The organism is Micromonospora sp. NPDC092111, assembly GCF_044755745.1.
Lineage (GTDB): Bacteria > Actinomycetota > Actinomycetes > Mycobacteriales > Micromonosporaceae > Micromonospora.
On sequence record NZ_JBIVRQ010000015.1, the window covers coordinates 16,783 to 32,262 of the forward strand.

15 protein-coding genes and 2 pseudogenes are annotated in these 15,480 nt (G+C 69.4%); 11 read left to right on the top strand and 6 right to left on the bottom strand.

Features of this window, described 5'->3' with window-relative positions; genetic code table 11:
- Nucleotides 1-3 precede the first annotated feature (3 nt).
- On the top strand, nucleotides 4-987 hold the full coding sequence (locus tag ACIQG9_RS24385; protein WP_400406513.1) for a tripartite tricarboxylate transporter substrate binding protein: 984 nt from the start codon (nucleotides 4-6) through the stop codon (nucleotides 985-987).
- 70 nt (nucleotides 988-1,057) lie between these two features.
- Entirely contained in the window at nucleotides 1,058-1,408 is a 351-nt protein-coding gene (locus ACIQG9_RS24390) for a VOC family protein (protein ID WP_400406515.1), read from the top strand.
- A 165-nt stretch (nucleotides 1,409-1,573) separates the two neighbouring features.
- Here the strand turns inward: ACIQG9_RS24390 and ACIQG9_RS24395 are convergent, their stop codons facing one another.
- Both ACIQG9_RS24395 and ACIQG9_RS24400 read right to left on the bottom strand, forming a co-directional pair.
- Complete coding sequence (locus tag ACIQG9_RS24395) at nucleotides 1,574-1,729, bottom strand: hypothetical protein (protein ID WP_400406517.1); 156 nt, start codon at nucleotides 1,727-1,729, stop codon at nucleotides 1,574-1,576.
- A gap of 661 nt (nucleotides 1,730-2,390) precedes the next feature.
- Entirely contained in the window at nucleotides 2,391-2,948 is a 558-nt protein-coding gene (locus tag ACIQG9_RS24400) for a hypothetical protein (protein WP_400406519.1), read from the bottom strand.
- Nucleotides 2,949-3,065: 117 nt separating this feature from the next.
- Between ACIQG9_RS24400 and ACIQG9_RS24405 the strand changes: the two genes are divergently transcribed.
- Nucleotides 3,066-3,518, top strand: coding sequence for a DUF4253 domain-containing protein (locus tag ACIQG9_RS24405; protein ID WP_400406521.1), 453 nt, complete (start codon nucleotides 3,066-3,068; stop codon nucleotides 3,516-3,518).
- Nucleotides 3,519-3,631: 113 nt separating this feature from the next.
- On the opposite strand, the gene ACIQG9_RS24410 is transcribed toward ACIQG9_RS24405, so the two are convergent.
- Together ACIQG9_RS24410 and ACIQG9_RS24415 are read right to left on the bottom strand one after the other, a co-directional pair.
- Entirely contained in the window at nucleotides 3,632-4,606 is a 975-nt protein-coding gene (locus ACIQG9_RS24410) for an aminoglycoside phosphotransferase family protein (RefSeq protein ID WP_400406523.1), read from the bottom strand.
- Nucleotides 4,606-5,190 (bottom strand): transposase family protein, encoded by a 585-nt coding sequence (locus tag ACIQG9_RS24415; RefSeq protein WP_400406525.1) that lies wholly within the window; start codon nucleotides 5,188-5,190, stop codon nucleotides 4,606-4,608. Before ACIQG9_RS24415 ends, ACIQG9_RS24410 begins: the two co-directional genes overlap by 1 nt.
- A gap of 215 nt (nucleotides 5,191-5,405) precedes the next feature.
- Between ACIQG9_RS24415 and ACIQG9_RS24420 the strand changes: the two genes are divergently transcribed.
- Both ACIQG9_RS24420 and ACIQG9_RS24425 read left to right on the top strand, forming a co-directional pair.
- Nucleotides 5,406-6,230 (top strand): RHS repeat-associated core domain-containing protein, encoded by an 825-nt coding sequence (locus ACIQG9_RS24420; protein ID WP_400406527.1) that lies wholly within the window; start codon nucleotides 5,406-5,408, stop codon nucleotides 6,228-6,230.
- Nucleotides 6,209-6,433, top strand: coding sequence for a hypothetical protein (locus ACIQG9_RS24425; RefSeq protein WP_400406529.1), 225 nt, complete (start codon nucleotides 6,209-6,211; stop codon nucleotides 6,431-6,433). The genes ACIQG9_RS24420 and ACIQG9_RS24425 overlap by 22 nt, the downstream gene beginning before the upstream one ends.
- A gap of 406 nt (nucleotides 6,434-6,839) precedes the next feature.
- Here ACIQG9_RS24425 and ACIQG9_RS24430 read toward each other — a convergent pair.
- A pseudogene (locus ACIQG9_RS24430) lies at nucleotides 6,840-7,216 on the bottom strand (transposase); the annotation flags it as partial.
- A 1,191-nt stretch (nucleotides 7,217-8,407) separates the two neighbouring features.
- Between ACIQG9_RS24430 and ACIQG9_RS24435 the strand changes: the two are divergent.
- From ACIQG9_RS24435 to ACIQG9_RS24450, 4 genes and pseudogenes are all read left to right on the top strand, one after another.
- Nucleotides 8,408-9,322, top strand: a complete 915-nt coding sequence (locus ACIQG9_RS24435) for a hypothetical protein (RefSeq protein WP_400406531.1) — start codon at nucleotides 8,408-8,410, stop codon at nucleotides 9,320-9,322.
- Between the two features lies 1 nt (nucleotide 9,323).
- Complete coding sequence (locus ACIQG9_RS24440; RefSeq protein ID WP_400406533.1) at nucleotides 9,324-12,014, top strand: right-handed parallel beta-helix repeat-containing protein; 2,691 nt, start codon at nucleotides 9,324-9,326, stop codon at nucleotides 12,012-12,014.
- Between the two features lie 296 nt (nucleotides 12,015-12,310).
- Nucleotides 12,311-12,505 (top strand): annotated as a pseudogene (locus tag ACIQG9_RS24445) (helix-turn-helix domain-containing protein); the annotation flags it as partial.
- Between the two features lie 87 nt (nucleotides 12,506-12,592).
- Nucleotides 12,593-13,699, top strand: coding sequence for a hypothetical protein (locus tag ACIQG9_RS24450; RefSeq protein ID WP_400406685.1), 1,107 nt, complete (start codon nucleotides 12,593-12,595; stop codon nucleotides 13,697-13,699).
- On the opposite strand, the gene ACIQG9_RS24455 is transcribed toward ACIQG9_RS24450, so the two are convergent.
- A complete protein-coding gene (locus ACIQG9_RS24455; protein WP_400406535.1) occupies nucleotides 13,638-13,955 on the bottom strand; it encodes a YbaB/EbfC family nucleoid-associated protein in 318 nt (105 codons plus the stop codon). The two genes, ACIQG9_RS24450 and ACIQG9_RS24455, sit on opposite strands and share 62 nt — an antisense overlap.
- A 314-nt stretch (nucleotides 13,956-14,269) precedes the next feature.
- Here ACIQG9_RS24455 and ACIQG9_RS24460 point away from each other — a divergent pair, with 314 nt between their 5' ends.
- Entirely contained in the window at nucleotides 14,270-14,947 is a 678-nt protein-coding gene (locus ACIQG9_RS24460; RefSeq protein ID WP_400406537.1) for a DNA-binding response regulator, read from the top strand.
- Nucleotides 14,948-15,104: 157 nt separating this feature from the next.
- Nucleotides 15,105-15,458: a WXG100 family type VII secretion target gene (locus tag ACIQG9_RS24465; RefSeq protein ID WP_400406539.1), complete on the top strand. Its 354-nt coding sequence runs from the start codon at nucleotides 15,105-15,107 to the stop codon at nucleotides 15,456-15,458.
- The last annotated feature ends 22 nt before the right edge of the window (nucleotides 15,459-15,480 follow it).

The following is a 15,480-nucleotide window of genomic DNA, read 5'->3' on the forward strand; positions in this document are numbered from 1 at the left end:
TTCATGAAGCGCAACGTCCGTCGGATCGCCTGCCTCCTCGCCGCGCCCCTGCTGCTCGCGGCCTGCGCGACAACGGCCCCGAGCAGCAGCGGGCAGGAGCCCTTCCCCAAGTCGCTCGACAGCATCACGCTCATCGTCCCGTTCAGCGCGGGTGGCAGCACCGACACCGTCGCCCGCCTCGTCGCGCCACGGCTGGAGAGCGAACTCGGTGTGCCGGTCCAGGTGCTCAACAAGCCCGAGGGGAACGGCCAGGTCGGGCTCAAGGAGGTCGCCAAGGCGCCCACCGACGGCAGCGTCCTCGGCAGCGTCAACCTGCCGTCCGTCATCACCAGCTACCTCGATCCGAACACCGACGTCGACTACGACCGGAAGAGTTTCCAACCGGTCGGCGCGGTCACCGGCTTCGGCGTCGTTCTCGTGGCGTCCGCCGACGGGACCTACAAGTCGTTCGAGGACCTGGCGAAGGCGGTGCACGAGAAGCCCCGCTCGGTCAACCTTGCCGCCGGCGCGGTGGACGACCTGCTGCCCATGTCCTACCTCGAAAAGGCGTTCGACGGCAAGTTCAACCTGGTCCCGTTCGAGGGCGGCAGTTCCGGAAAGGTCACCGCCCTGTTGGGCAAGAAGGTGGACGTGATCATCGCCGCTCCCAGCGCCGTCGTGGCCAACGTCCAGTCCGGGAAGTTCCGGATTCTGGCAACCCTGGGCTCGCAACGAACGGTGACCTTCCCCGACGTGCCCACCGCCACGGAACTCGGCTACAAGATCATCGCGGACACCGTCAACGGCTTCGCCCTGCCGGCGGGGACTCCGGACGACATCGTGCAGGCGTACAGCAGGGCGCTGGAGAAGGCCGTCGCGGACCCGAAGTTCGTTGACGCCGTCGGGAAGCTCGGCTTCAACACGACCTTCCTCGACCCCCGGAAGCACGCGGAGTTGTGGGACCGGCGGGAGCAGGAGGCCGCGCCGGTGATCGCCGCCGCTGGCTGACCGATTGAGTCCGACCCGCCGCTGCACCCGGCGTCCCGCGCGTTCGTCGTCGTTTGTCCGAGGAGAAATCATGCTCGTTCGCGTCGATCACATCGATCTCAAAGTCCCCGACCTCGAGGCCGCCGTCGAGTTCTTCACATCAGTGGGCCTCCGGGTCGTCCGCCGGATGGCCGAGCGGGGCTCCGTCGAGCTGGCGTTGCCGGGTGAGAACCAGGTGCTGTTCGAGGTCCGCCACGACCCAACGGTCGAAAGCACCAAGATCGACCACGTCGCGTTCGCCGTCGACGACCCGGCGGCCTCGATCAACCAGATCAAGGCCGCCGGAGGGACGTTCAGCCGCGAGCGGCATCCGACCCACACGGGCCGGACGGTGAGCAACTTCCTCGATCCGCACGGCGGCAAGTGGCAGCTCGTCGAATGAGCTCGTGCACCGGCACAGCGCGGTGAAGTGGTGGCCTGCCCGGCGGCGGCCCGGGCGGGACCCCGCCCTCGGGCCCGCCCCCGGGCGGCCCGCCGCGCTGACCAGCGGCGGCGGTGTTCGCGGCGCGGGGAAGGCCCAGCAGGTACGTCCGCTCGGTCGCGCCGGTCAGGCCCACTCTCCTTGGAAGAGCGGGGTGACCGGGCGTTCCCGGCGGCCGATCCGCAGCTCCCCGAAGACGGTGCTCCCCTCCGCCCGGTCGACCTCGGCGTCCAGGTCGATGTGTAGCTCCTCGGAGGCGTCGTGGGCGGCGCCGATGAGCACGAGTTCGGTCCCCGGGGTGGTCGAGGAAGGCCCATCGATAACGCGCAGCACGACCGTGATGCGCTGTCGCGGCGGGAGCGCGGCAAGGATCTGGTCGAGGTGCGCGCGGGCCGCGATCGCCTCAGCGTGATCGGACCCGGCAGTCGACAGGTCCGGGTCAGCCTCCGTGGGACGGGGACAAGATGGCTGCGCCGACCCCGGTCCTTCGCGAGATTGACCAGCGCGGCTCGGACGTACGCCTCCGGAGATTCCAGCTGTCTCGACCAGTGTTTAGTCAGCCGCAGCAGGGCGGTCTGCAGAACATCCTCGGCCTCGCGGCGTCCGGCACGAGCAACCGCGCAATCCGTAGCAGCCGGTCTCCGTGGGCCCGCACAAACTCCGTGAAGTCCTGCTCTTCTGAGGGGGTCACACCCATCAGAACGAGATCGGTTCCACAGGCGTTGCATGCCTTGGCCCAGCTCCCGACACGCCGATGACCTGCGGGATTTCCCGCACCAGCTTCGCGTCACTCATGCGTGCCCCATTCCATACCCCGGTGCTGTCGATAATGCCCCCGCACAGTCGTAGGCTCACGCGCTCACGACAAGTGGCGCCAACTTAACCGACACGGCCATCAGCATCCATCGAAGTCGCTGTAGCCACAGAACCTTGCCCCGCAGCGTCACCTCACCAGTAGGTGGGGCCAGCTACCACCGTCACCCTGGGGCCACCCACGCCTGCCGCAGCCAGGCACCTGCTGGGTGCGCAGCCGCCGCAGTTCCTCGACGTCCCAGCCCTTGCCGAGCCGCCGCGGATGGTACAGCGTCCCGTTCGGTCGCGCCACCGGCACGGGCCGGGACTGCCGGCCACCACCACCAGCACCGCTGCTGGAGCGGGTGCGGGGTGCGGCGGGTGGGAGGGTGCCGGCGGCGTCGATGTCGTCCTGGGTGATCTGGAAGCGGTGGTGCGGGTCGCGTTGGTGGGTGGCGTGCCCGGCGGCGGCCATCTTCTTCAGCGCCTCGAACACCGCCCCAGAGGATGGTGCGCCGATGGACCGGGTGATCTCACCGACCTTGAGAATCTGGTCGGGGTGGTCGGCCAGGTGCAGGGCGATCTTCCGGTAGAGGTAGCCGGACCGGCCGGAGACTGCCTCGGTGGTGGGAGTGCCGGCGCCGCTGGCCGGGGCCGGGTCGTTCTGCGGTGAACCGGCCTGCGGGGCCGGCGGGTGTGGTGTCGTCATGGGTTGCCTCGATTCCATGGGTCGGGCCCGCGCACCCGTCTCCGGGTGCGCGGGCGGTGGGTACCGCACAGCGGAGACGGCTGGGGCCAGCCCCTGCCGGCCCATTGGGCCGGGCAGGTGGGCGACCACACCCCGGTGGTGCTGAAGGGTTACGGCGCGAACCTTCTCGCTGACACGCAGCTCGCCTTCCGGGCGTTCTGCGGGTTCGAGCACCTCGTCGGCACCGGCATGTGGCACACATGGCCGCAAGTGCAGCTGGTGCTTCTACCCACGACGTCGCAGTGGCTGGCCCCCGCCTGGGTGCCCTACTTCGGGGCAACCTGCGAGGACGGCATTCCCGGGTGGGCGGCGGCCATGTGTCAGTGGGAGGGGCGGTGGGGCACCGCTCTCATCGCCGCTTGGGGCACCATGCTGCAGTTCACCGCACAACGCCGGCCGCGACCCGGTCCGGAGGCATGGGAGCTCGCCGGGCAGCTGATGGCTGTCGGTGGCAGCCTGCAGTGCGAACAGTGGCAACTCGCGATCGCTCTCACCCGCAGTGACGCCTGGTTCCTCCACGACCGCCCCTGAACGGTGCTCTCTCACCGGGCAGACTGGGAGACGGTGGTATTCGAACCGTGCAGTATTCGGGGATGCCACTGCGCCTCACCCGACATGACCACCGCCCGGTGTTGGTGTTGTGATCAGCGGCGGCGACGGCGAAGCCACCGTAGGGACGCTTGTCCGAGCGCGGTTGCCATGTTGATCAGGTGGGGATCGGCTGCGGGTCCAGCTGTGATCGCGAGTCGAGCGAGGAAGCCAGCATGGGCGGTCAGGTAGGTGTCGATCTCGTACGGGTGCAGGTGTCGGGTAAGGGGATTCGACTCGACGAATGGCTCGGGATCTAGGCCGCTCGTTACGGCGGTCGACATAACCGTCAGGACGTCACAATGTCGGGGACCGACCCAGGCGTGGGGCCAGTCGATGACGTAGGGGCTTGCTGCGGTGAGCAGGATGTTGAACGGGTAGAGGTCGCCGTGCAGCAGTGTGTCGCCGCTAATGGTTTCGGCTGCCGCAGTTTCCATTCTGATCAAGTCGTTGAGGTGCTCGGCCGCCCAGGGTGACAAGCGTGTCAGCGTGGTCAGTTGGGTCGGGGCGGCGAGGTGGGACCACCCACCGAGGCGAGGCTGTGCAGCGGCCGACGCGCTGATCGGTGAGGGGGTGAGAGCGAGGGCCATGGCGGTAACGGTGGTCAGGACTTGGTTGAGTTCGTCGCCTCGCCACGGTTGGGCCGGTAGGGACCCGTTGATGTATTCGAACAGCAGGGCCACCCAGGTGCCGTCGTCGTAGATATGCAGCAAGCGGGGCACCGGCACATCGGATGGCAGGCGTTGAGTGATGCTGCCTTCCTGGCGGTGGAATCGGGCGACATCAGGTGCGGTCAGAGAGTTGACTGCCTTGAGGAACACATTTTGGCCCGTGGCCAGGTGTAGGCGTGCGGCCACGCCTTCGGAGAAGCCGCCCGGCTGGCTGACGGCGTTGACGACGGTGCTGCCGAGCAGTTCTTCGATCGATGCCTTTACCTTGGTCGGCATCGCGGCCCAGGCGATGCGCCGGCTTCCCGTCATCGATGGGATGCCGCCGTTCGGCTCGTTGTCGTCGGCGTTAGTTTCTGGCATCACGAGTGGTGTCTCCCTTCGGCAGTGTCCTTGCTGCAGTTCTCCGCGTCCCGATGGCGGAGTTGTCCGCGCTTGTTGATGCCGTTTCTTTGGAGGCGGCGAGGTAGTGGGTCCAGTGAGGTGATCTCAGCGACTTTCCGGTAGGTATTTGTACTCGAGGTGGGTGAGGTGTAGCGCGGCGGCGACGATGTCACCGATGCGGCGTGGGCGATTGTCGTGTGGCGTAGCGTTTTCCAGCGTCCGGTCAGGATCGCGAAGCCGCGTTCTCCTTGCCAGCGCAGGCCGCGTAGCAGTCGGTTGTAGGCGCGGTTGTCGGGTGCGAGTCGGCTGCCGTCGGCGGGTTGCTTGATCGGGGTTTTGATGCCGTGGCCTGCGCTTTCGTGGCCGGAGTCCGCTAGGGCGGGCAGGTCGAGCTCGGCGGCGGACCAGTTCAGGGCAGCGGTTATCCCGAGTTCGCGGGCGCAACTGGTGTCGTGCAGATGTCCGGGCAGCGCCGCCGATGTCCAGATCGGCAGCCCCGTCCGGGCGCATGATCGCTTGGATGTTCGCGCCGAAGTCACGGTGCATTCTGGAGAACCAGGCATCGATCACCTCGCCCTTCACCGACAGGGTCGTCTCGGTGAGCCGATCGCAGTCGAACAGCTTCCCGTCGAGGATCACGTGCGACCAGCCGTCGGCAGCGGCCCGACGCAGAGCGGTGTGCAGGTCGACCGCCCCGTCGGCGAGGACCGTGATGCCTTCGTCGCGATAGCGGTAGGCGGTCGCCCGCGAGATACCGAACCCGGCAGCGAGCAGGGTCATGTCCTGGACCCAGGAAGCGGTCGACCGTTTCACCCGGCCGGTCTCCGGGCTCGCCGGCATGGCCGGCATCTTCAATAGTGAGAGCGGTCAAGTCGACTGGCAGGTCGCCAACCTGCACGGCGACGTGGTCGCGACGATCCAGGCCGACGACGAGGGCCTGTCCCGTACCAGCGAAGCCACCGAATACGGCACCCCGCGCAACACCGATGACCTCGGAACCCAGCGGTACGGGTGGCTCGGTGCCAAGCAACGGGCCGCCGACGCCCCGTCCGGCATCGTCCTAATGGGCGTCCGCCTCTACAACCCGACCACCGGCCGGTTCCTGCAGACCGATCCGATCTACGGCGGCAACGCCAACCCGTACGACTACTGTTCGGGCGATCCGGTCAACTGCTTCGACCTCGACGGTAAATGGAGCTTCTCCAAGTGGAGGAAGAAGGCTTGGCAGAGCACCAAGCGCTGGTGGCGATCGAACGGTAAGTGGGTGGTCGGCGGGGCGCTCGCCCTTGGTGGTGCAGCCGCCTGCCTCGCCTCCGCTGGCGTCGCATGTGCCATCATCGTCGGTGCTGTGGTCGGCGGCGCTGGCTACGGTTACAACTGCTACCACGACAGTGGTTACCGGTGGAGCAGGCGGTGCAGCGGTCAGGCAGCCAAGGGTGCGGCCTATGGCGCGCTGACTGGCGGCGCTGGTAAATACCTCAAGCTCCGTTACGCAGGCCGGAACGTCAAGGCATCGCACTGCGGCCATGGACGCGGAGGGTACAGCCGGTCCGGCTCGCACCGTGAGCGCGGGTGGCGCCAGTGGGCGAGCAGGTGGTGGTGATCGACGACAACTTTCCGGGAGGCATGATGAGCGGGCAGAGGCCAACCGTCGCCAGATGGGCGTTCTGGGTTCTCGGGATTCTGGCCCTGGCATTCGTTACCCAGGTGGTCGCGTCGAGGTCCGGGCAGGAATGGGTGCAATCGGCGGGTTTTGTTCTGCTGATTTTCTTCGCATTCTTTGCCGCTCCGTACCGGACGAAGTGATTCAGCACCTTCTCCGACTCACTTGAGAATGGCAACGCGCGAGTGCCGGCGGCCGAAACCGCCGGCACTCGTTGCATGAATAGTGTGAACGCCAGGGAACTGACCAGCTTGCGCACGCCGTTCCTCCAGGTAGCAGGTTCGGGCCGGCCAGCACCGGACCGCTCGGATGGGGCTCGCGAGCCCGGGCGACCGTCGGCCCGTCCCAGCAGACGCTGCGCGATCCATCGCTCGCCTCGTTCCAGAGACGTACCTGGCTCCTCGCTCAGGCACAGCCGTGCCGTAACGGCCGTCACGCCCCTGCTCCAGGAACGAAATGTCCGCGATGCCCGGCAGACCAGCGGCGGGCGCCCACTTGTCGGCCCAACCCCCAAAGCAATTGCATAGCCGGTCAGCGGGTCTTGGCCAGGAGTTTCGAGGCGGTGCCGGAGTACTGGCGCTGCACCCCCGCCGACCGGGTGCCCTTCTTCAGGAACCCGGTGTCATCAAACGATCAACACCCCGGCCGGGTCACCGAGATGCTCGACCACGTAGTCACGGACGTCGTCTCGGACGGCGTTGACGTCCCAGTCCGCCCACCGCAACAACCGCTGCATCCCGTCCGGCGACACATCCCGGCCCGCTCAGCCAGTGTCCACCCGTTCTTCCGGCCCAGACCCGAGACCAGCCCACACAGGTACTGCCGCGCCCGTCTACGCGGAGCTCCGACCGGCGAAACCGAGGCCCGATCCGCGCAGGCAGCCGATCCAACTCCCCATACCAACGCTCAACATCAACGTCCGTCACAGGCAGACCAGCCAACCCGACCCGAAGACGATTCGCCTACTGCCGTTGCAGTACTAAGTACCATGAGGCTTTTTCATCGTGATGTGGCTGGTCACGAGGGGCGTGGCCGGGCTGGTGTCGACATAGGACGAGGCTCCCGGTTTGAGCCAGTCGGACGCTTCTATGGGTGTGCTGGTTCCGGGAGGGATCGGTACCGGTAGGGTCCGGGGACGCGCTGATGGATGATACGTGGGGTGTAGTCGCTGTCGAAAATTGAGCGACCCTGCTCTTTGTGTATTTGGTGGCCTTGCAGTGCCTGACGTAGCAGCCGCGGGGTGCCCGGCTGGACGCGTCTCTGTTGGAGCTCTTGACCGCGTCGCTTTCGGTCTTGCCGCTGCCGGCACCGCGGATGTACCCCGTGCACTTGGCGTCCGTGCCGGCCAGCTGACACTTGGCCTGGCATTTCCACGCCTGCCCGTCTAGCTCGTACTGGTTGACGGGTCGGCAGGGTAGCCGTACAGGTTGTCGCCGCCGCCGTAGAGCGGATCGAGCGAGCGACAGGAACCGACCGATGGTCGGATCGTACAGCCGTACGCCCATGATGATCAGCCCGGCGACCGTGTCGCCAGCGCGCTGCTTGGCCCGAGCCACCCGTACCGGACGGGGGCCTGCTGCGGTCGAGCCGCCGCGATCTGGCATAACCGCGCCACCGGCCAACCCGTCACCAGGTCCCTCATCGCCTACGACCACTAACCCGACTTGGGACTTACTCGTCGAGCTATTCAAGATCTGTAAGCACGCCTCGCGGTAGGACGGAAGGGAATCCCGTGGCGCTCACTCCCAAGGCGAGGTGGACGGATGGAACGTCTCGACGGGACGGCCCAGCGGCACCGGACGTTCCGTCGCCGAGGCGGGCGGCGGACGTGTCCCTGAATAGGAACATGCCGGGACACCAGTCCCGTGCGTAAACAGGGTGACGGTATGCCGGTCCGTCGAGGGCGGCACCGGACCGTGAACCTCATGGGCGAAAGGGACAACGGGATGTCGCAGCCGACCGATGCGTCGACCGCGGAACGGGACTCCAAGGCATCGGCCGCAACGGCGGAGGCGCCGGCCGCAACGGCGGAGGCGCCGGGAGGTTCCGCTGCCGCGGAACCGCCAACCACGCTCGCCCGGTCCCGGAGCGCCCGCGGCGGGTTCGTCGGCGCCTTCGTGCGTACCGTCCGTCGCGACCAGCCGCGCTCGCCGATGGGGCAGATCGCGATCAGCGCTCTGATCATCGTGGTGCTCGCGGCCGTGGTGGTGGCCAGCGGCGCGCTGCTCAACGGCAGCCGCAAGACCACCCAGACCGCTGCGGAGTCGCCCGCGAAGGCATCCCCCTCCAGCATCGGCACGCCCGGGGGCTCGCCGACCGCCAAGCCGCCGGCCGGTGCTCCCGGCCGGCCTGGCACACCGGGCGCGCCGGGCGTACCGGGGATGCCGGGTGCCCCCGGCCAGCCCGGCGCGTCGGGCGTCCCTGCGGCACCGGTCGGCGGAACCGCTTCCGCCAGCGGGCAGGCTTCCGTGGCCAACAACGCCGAGACCGCCGCCAAGCCGGTCACCTACACCGGGTACGCCGGTCTGGGCTGCAAGAGCTCCGGCGCCAGCTACTTCAACTACGGCTGGTACATGAATGGCGACGCCGGATGGTGGACGCTCGCCTCCGGCAGCTACACCGGCAACGGCTGTGACGGCAGGTTCAGCGACATGCCGATGTCCGGCAACGCGAACTGGGACCAGCCGGGCCAGGCGATCGTCTGGGCCTTCAACGTGGGCAGCCAGCCGCAGTCCTGCACGCTGTCGCTCTACGTACCCACGAGCAACAGCTCGCGCGACGTGGCCGCCACCAACGCCCACTTCTTCGTCGTGCACGACAGTGGGGACAACGTCTCCTACTCCAAGCCGACGGGCGAGAAGTACGTCAACCAGAGCGCACACCACCGCAGCTGGGTGACGCTCGGCACCTGGCCGGCGCGGAACGGCATGATCAGCCTCAAGCTGACCAGCCGCGGCAACCCGAACGGTTACCCGATGACGTACCCGCACCTGGCGGGAGGCGCCGTCAAGGCGCAGTGCGTCGCCGCGTGACGTGAGGGCGGCCTGGGAACGGGTGGCGCCCCGGGGTTGGGGCGCGCACCGCAGCATCGGCGCGGCGGTGCGCTCGGCCGCCCCCGGCGCGACCGTCTCCGTCCAGCCGGGCGAGTACGCCGAGCGGCTGGTCCTGGACAAGCCGGTGGTGATCCGCGCCGAGGGCGGCCCGGGAAGCGTCCGGTTGATCGGCGCCGGCGGTCCGGTGATCACCCTGCTTGCCGAGTCCGGCAGCGTGCACGGTCTCGCCGTGGAGGCGACCGGCGGGGCGGCGGCGGTGCTCGCCGAGCGGGGCGCGATCGCCTTCGAGGGCTGCGAGATCCGGGGGCGGCTCCAGTTCGGCGGGGACGCCGCGCCGGTGCTGCGCGGCTGCCGGATCACCGACGGTGGTGTGGTGCTGGACGGCGCGAGCACCGCCCGGCTGGTCGACTGCACGGTCACCGGCGCGCCCGGCGTCGGCATCCTGGTCCAGGGCGACGCGGCACCGGAGCTGACCGGTACCCGCGTCACCCAGCCCGGCGCGGACGCGCTGGTCTTCGCGGGCGCGGCCCGGGGGCTGGTCGACGGCTGCGAGGTGAGCCGGCCGGCTGGTGCTGGGCTGGTGCTGCGCGAGCAGGCGGCGCCGACGGTACGCGGGCTGCGGATCCGCGACCCGCGTGCCGACGGGATCCGGGTCGAGGGCCCGCCGCGGACGGAACCGGACGCCACCGGCGACCCGGCACGGCCGGCGCGGGAGGCGGTCGGGGCGAGCACGGGCGGCCCACTGCTGGAGCGGGTCGAGGTGGCCCGCGCCGCCGGCTTCGGCATCTGGTTCTCCGGAATGGTCGGGGCGGTACTGCGGGACGCCACGGTCACCGACCCCGGCCGTACCGGCGTGCTGGTGGCCGGCGCCGCCCGGGTACGCGTCGAGGGTGCCTCGATCAGCCACGCCGGTAGCTCCGGGTTCGCGGTGCGCGACCAGGCGGACGTGGCGGCGGAACGGGTCACCGTCGACCGGGCCGGCGCGAACGGGATCGTGGTCCGCGACGACGCGAGGGCCCGCTTCACCGACCTGCGGATCGGCGATACCCGGTACACGGCCGTACACGTCGGCGGCCGGGCCGAGGTCGGCATCACCCGTGGCGAACTGCACGACACCCCCGAGTACGGGGTACGCGTGGTCGAGCTGGGCCTGGTCGAGCTGGACCAGGTGCGGGTCCGCGCCGCCGAGATGGGCGGCATCGCCGTGGCGGACCGGGGCGACCTGGCCGCCGTCGCCTGTACGGTCGTCGGCGGCGCGGCGGGGCTGACGCTGGCCAGCCGGCACCGCCCGCTGGTGCAGGACTGTGAGATCTCGGAGAGCGGGCAGACGGGGGTGCTGGTCGCCGCGGGCACCGGCGCGCTGCTCGCCGGCTGCGTCATCCGCGGCAGCGGCGACGTGGGGCTGCGGCTGGACGACGGCTGCACCGCCTGGGTCGACGGGTGCACCATCTCCGACACGGGCGGGACCGGCCTGGTGGTCGGGGCGCGGGCCCGGCCAGCGGTCCGGTCGAGCTCGGTCCGCGATACCGGGAAGAACGGCATCTACCTGCACGACCAGTCGCACGGGCAGTTCGACGACTGCGCGGTGTCCCGAGCGGGTTATTCCGCGCTGCACGTCGGCGCCGGCGCCGATCCGAGGTTCCGCCGGCTGCGGCTGGCGGAGACGGCGCGCGGGGTGAGCCTCGATCCCCGGGCCGAGCCGAGCTGGGAGGAGTGCAGTTCGTCCGGGGTCGGCGCGGACGACCTGCCGGCGGCGGCCCGCCCGGCGCGTACCGCCGTACTGGCCGTCGGGGCCGAGGCCGGCCGGGCGGTGACCGGTCCGGCACCGGCCGGCCGGTGCGGCCCGGTGCCGGACAGCGAATCGCTGCCGGAAGTACTGGCGGAGCTGGGCGGGCTGGTCGGTCTCGCCAGTGTGAAGCAGGACGTGGGCCGGCTCGTGAAGGTGATGCAGATGGTCCGGCAGCGTCAGGAGGCTGGCCTGCAACCTCCGCCGCTCGGCCGGCACCTGGTCTTCGCCGGCAATCCGGGCACCGGCAAGACCACCGTGGCCCGGCTCTACGGTCGGCTGCTGGCCGCGATCGGACTGCTCAGCTCCGGTCACCTGGTGGAGGCGGACCGTTCCATGCTGGTCGGCGAGTACGTCGGGCACACCGCGCCGCGTACCCAGACGGTGTTCCGCCGCGCCATCGGGGGAGTGCTCTTCATCGACGAGGCGTACTCCCTGGTGCCGACCGGTCAGGGCAGCGACTTCGGCCAGGAGGCGATCGTCACGCTGGTCAAGCTGATGGAGGACCACCGCGACGAGGTGGTGGTGATCGCCGCCGGCTATCCGGACGACATGGACCGTTTCGTCGGCTCCAACCCGGGCCTGGCCTCCCGCTTCACCCGTACCCTGACCTTCGCCGACTACACCGCGCAGGAGTTGGTCCGGATCGTCGGCCAGCAGGCCCGGGTACACCAGTACCGGTTGGCGGACGCGTCTGGCGCGGCGCTGCTGGAGTACTTCTCGACCCTGGAGCGGGACGTGCGCTTCGGCAACGGGCGGGCGGCCCGGCAGACCTTCCAGGACATGACGGAGCGTCAGGCCGAGCGGGTCGCCGAGATCGCCGATCCGACCGAGGAGGACCTGATGGTGCTTACGCCGGCGGATCTTCCCGAAAACGCGGCGTAACATCGTAGTCGTCGGGTCCGGTGGGGGCGCGGCGGTAGAGCGTTTCACCTGAGCGCAACACGACGGAACCGTTGGCGTTCACCGGATGTGATCTTCTCAACCAGAGGCCACTGAGATCGGTACCGTCGGACCCGTGGATAGGATGGCGCGACGGGAGATCGATCGTCAGGAACGACTACCGACAGAGCGATGCACAGAAAAAGACAGTGATGCTAAGTTCCTCCACGGCACCGCAGGCCGGCGACCGGCCCTCCCCACGATGGCCATCCGCACCGGCGAACGCGGAGATTTCCTCGATGATCGCGACCCGGACGAGTTTCGGTCGGCTGCTTCGCGACGCGCGGCTGCGCGCCGGCCTCACCCAGGAGGAGCTCTCCCTCTATTCTGGTCTCGGTATGCGAACCGTCAGTGACCTGGAGCGCGATCGCGTTACCCGGCCACATCGGCGTACCGTCGACGCACTCGTCACCGCGTTGAATCTGGACGGGGCGCGGGCCGACGCGTTCCGGGCTGCGGCCCGGAACGCCCGCGACCTCCGGACGGAACCCGGCGAATCGAGACAGCGGGCCGGCTGCCCAATGGAGGTCTGGGGACTCCCCGCCGACCTGACCGACTTCGTGGGCCGGCAGGCCGAACTCGATCGGCTGCTCTCCTGGGCCGACCGCGTCGTCGACCTCGGCTACCCGCCGGTGATCATCTCGGGCGGCCCCGGCATGGGCAAGACCAGCTTCGCCGTGCACGCCGGCCACCGTCTCGCCGCGCGGTTTCCGGATGGCCAGATCTTCGTCGACCTCCGGGGCGCGAAGCCGCACGAGACGCTCGGCACGCTGCTCTGCGCTCTTGGCGTGCCGGAGGGCGAACTGCCGTCCTCGCTGGAGCAGCGCACCGGGTTGTTCCGGGTGCTGGCCCGGGACCGGTCCGTGCTCTTCGTGCTCGATAACGCTGAGGACGAGGCACAGGTCCGCCCGCTACTGGCCGGTGGCGGACGGTCACTGTTCATCCTCGCCAGCCGCCGCACTCTGGCGGGCCTGGACGCCGGTCGGCGGATACCGCTCGCCCGATTCGGGCGCGAGGAGTCGCTGACGCTACTCGGCCTGATCGCCGGCTGGCACCGGGTCGACGCCCAGCCGCGCGAGGCGACCGAGGTGGCCCGGGCCTGCGGTCGCCTGCCGCTCGCGCTGCGCATCGCCGGAAACCGGTTGGCGGTGCGCCCGGGGTGGGCGTTCCGCGACCTGGCACACCGGCTGCGGGACGAACGCACCCGGCTCTCCTGGCTGGTCGCGGGCGACCTCGCCATGCGCCCCGCGTTGCGGACCTCCTACGATCGGCTGGGCCCGACCGCCCAGCGGCTCTTTCGCCGCCTCTCCATTGCTCCCGACGGCATCGCCACGGTGCCGGTCGCGGCGGCGTTGTTGGAGCCGGACGGGGACTGCGCCGAGTTGGTGCTCGAGGAACTGGTGGACGCGAGCCTGCTCGCGTCCACCCCCTCGCCCGACCGCTACCGGCTGGAGGGTCCGCTGCGGTTGCTCGCCCACGAACTGCTGCATCAGCAGGAGCCGGTCTCGCTCGTCTTCCGGCTCTTCGCCGAGATGGGGGCGACGGCGCCGTTCGGGGGCGCCGCGGTCACCTCAGCTCCTCGATCATCTTCTCCATCGCTCCTGCCATCGGGGCGGTTCGCTTCATGATCGTCTCGCTGGAGCGTTCCTCGCAGTCCCGCACCGCCGCCAGCACCTGATCCGCGAGGCGGGACGGCTCCTGCTCCATCGCGCGCGGGTCGATGGTGAGTGCGGCGAGCTTGCCGGAGCGCATGGTGGCCCGTACCGCGCCGTCCGGTGAGCTGCCATGCACCTCGACCGCCTCGAACTCCTCGCGGGCGCGCTGCATGTCGCTGCCGAACCGAGCCAGCTGCTCGGTCAGCTGCCGGAAGTCGGGCATTGTCATATGCCAGTTCTATCGGCTCGCGGCGTTTACCGGACAGTACCCGTTCTGGGACGTCGCAGCGGGACTACAGGGGTGCTCGGCAGCGCGATGGAACCCGGGACCGGATCCTCGCCGACCTGCAGGACTGGATCCGCGGAACAGGCCGTACACCGTCGGCCATGGGCCGCCGGACCGGCAGATTCGCCGGCGGATTCGGCGGTTTCCTCAGTCCCGCCGACGATCTCGCCTGGGCGGCCCCCGCGTTCTCACGTTGCATGGACAGGGACGTCGTCTCGGTGTCCAGCCGGGGAACATCCGCCGAGGGGAAGATATCGATGGGTATCATCGATGTGCAACTGGACGACGCGCGGCGAAGCGGTGGGAGACCGTCCGCGCTCGCCGTCGTGTCGGGCAACACCATCATCCGTAGCGGGCTGGCACAGGTGCTCGCCGGCGCTTCCGGCGTGGCCGTGCGGTACGGGGTGGATACGGTCACCGCGCTGCCGACGCGGGACGACCCGCCCGCGCTGGTCGTCCTCGACCTGTACGGGCAGCGCAGCACCCGGGTCGGGGCGAGCTTCTGGGCACTGCTGCCGCCAGGTAGCCGGACCATCGCCCTGTGCCGGCCCGACGACCCACCGAACCTGCCGACGGCGATGCAGGGCGGGGCGCACGCCTTCCTGACTCGGGAGTCGGCGGTTGAGGAGCTGTTGCACGGGGTCGAGATCGCACGCCAAGGCGGCCTTTACGTCTCCGCCGACCTGCTCGGCCCCCTGGTCCACCAGACCGCCCCGGAGCCGGCCGGCCGGGAGCCGCAACTGGCCAGCAGGGAGATCGAGACGCTGCAGTGGGTGGCGAAGGGGTTGACGCACGGGCAGATCAGCCGCCGGATGGGGCTGACCGAGTCGACGGTCAGCACCTATGTCAAGCGGATCCGTACCAAGCTCAACGCCGGGAACAAGGCCGAGCTCACGCGCCGGGCCATCGAGCTGGGCTACGTCTCGGCCGGATGAGCGGCCGATGGGGACATCAGATTGGTAACTCGTCGCGCCGTCACCGCGATGTGAGCCTTGTGCTGGGACCGTCGACCCTCGCGCCGCGGCAGCCGCCCGGAACGGCCGACGGTACCGGTAGCACCGTGAACCGACCGAAACTCCGTCAGGACAAGCCATGACCATGCCAGGCTTTCGCGTCACACCAGAGATGGTGCAGGGCGCCTCGATCAGTTGTAGCCAGACCGCCGAGCAGGTCTCGCAGCAGCTCGCCGTACTGCGCAACTACGTGGTCGGACTGGAGGCGACCTGGCACGGCATTGCCCAGGACACCTTCCAGCAGCTCATGACCGACTGGGACACCTACGCGCGGATGATGCACGACGCGCTGACCGACATCAGCCTCGGGCTACAGGGCAACTACGTGAACTACACCGACACAGAGGCCGAGAACGTCCGCAACCTGCAACCGGTCAACGGCCAGCCGATGCCGGGGCAGGCCGGCCTCGACCTGCCGCCGGCGCGCTTCTGAACCGGCGACCCGCCTCGTATCG

What these genes read in the sequence shown, in the direction of transcription:
- ACIQG9_RS24385 (WP_400406513.1), top strand. Translation starts at nt 4, where the DNA reads ATGAAGCGCAACGTCCGTCGGATCGCCTGCCTCCTCGCCGCGCCCCTG.
- ACIQG9_RS24390 (WP_400406515.1), top strand. Translation starts at nt 1,058, where the DNA reads ATGCTCGTTCGCGTCGATCACATCGATCTCAAAGTCCCCGACCTCGAG.
- ACIQG9_RS24400 (WP_400406519.1), bottom strand. Translation starts at nt 2,948, where the DNA reads ATGACGACACCACACCCGCCGGCCCCGCAGGCCGGTTCACCGCAGAAC.
- ACIQG9_RS24410 (WP_400406523.1), bottom strand. Translation starts at nt 4,606, where the DNA reads ATGCCAGAAACTAACGCCGACGACAACGAGCCGAACGGCGGCATCCCA.
- ACIQG9_RS24415 (WP_400406525.1), bottom strand. Translation starts at nt 5,190, where the DNA reads ATGCCTGGTTCTCCAGAATGCACCGTGACTTCGGCGCGAACATCCAAG.
- ACIQG9_RS24420 (WP_400406527.1), top strand. Translation starts at nt 5,406, where the DNA reads ATGTCCTGGACCCAGGAAGCGGTCGACCGTTTCACCCGGCCGGTCTCC.
- ACIQG9_RS24450 (WP_400406685.1), top strand. Translation starts at nt 12,593, where the DNA reads ATGGAGGTCTGGGGACTCCCCGCCGACCTGACCGACTTCGTGGGCCGG.
- ACIQG9_RS24455 (WP_400406535.1), bottom strand. Translation starts at nt 13,955, where the DNA reads ATGACAATGCCCGACTTCCGGCAGCTGACCGAGCAGCTGGCTCGGTTC.
- ACIQG9_RS24460 (WP_400406537.1), top strand. Translation starts at nt 14,270, where the DNA reads ATGGGTATCATCGATGTGCAACTGGACGACGCGCGGCGAAGCGGTGGG.
- ACIQG9_RS24465 (WP_400406539.1), top strand. Translation starts at nt 15,105, where the DNA reads ATGACCATGCCAGGCTTTCGCGTCACACCAGAGATGGTGCAGGGCGCC.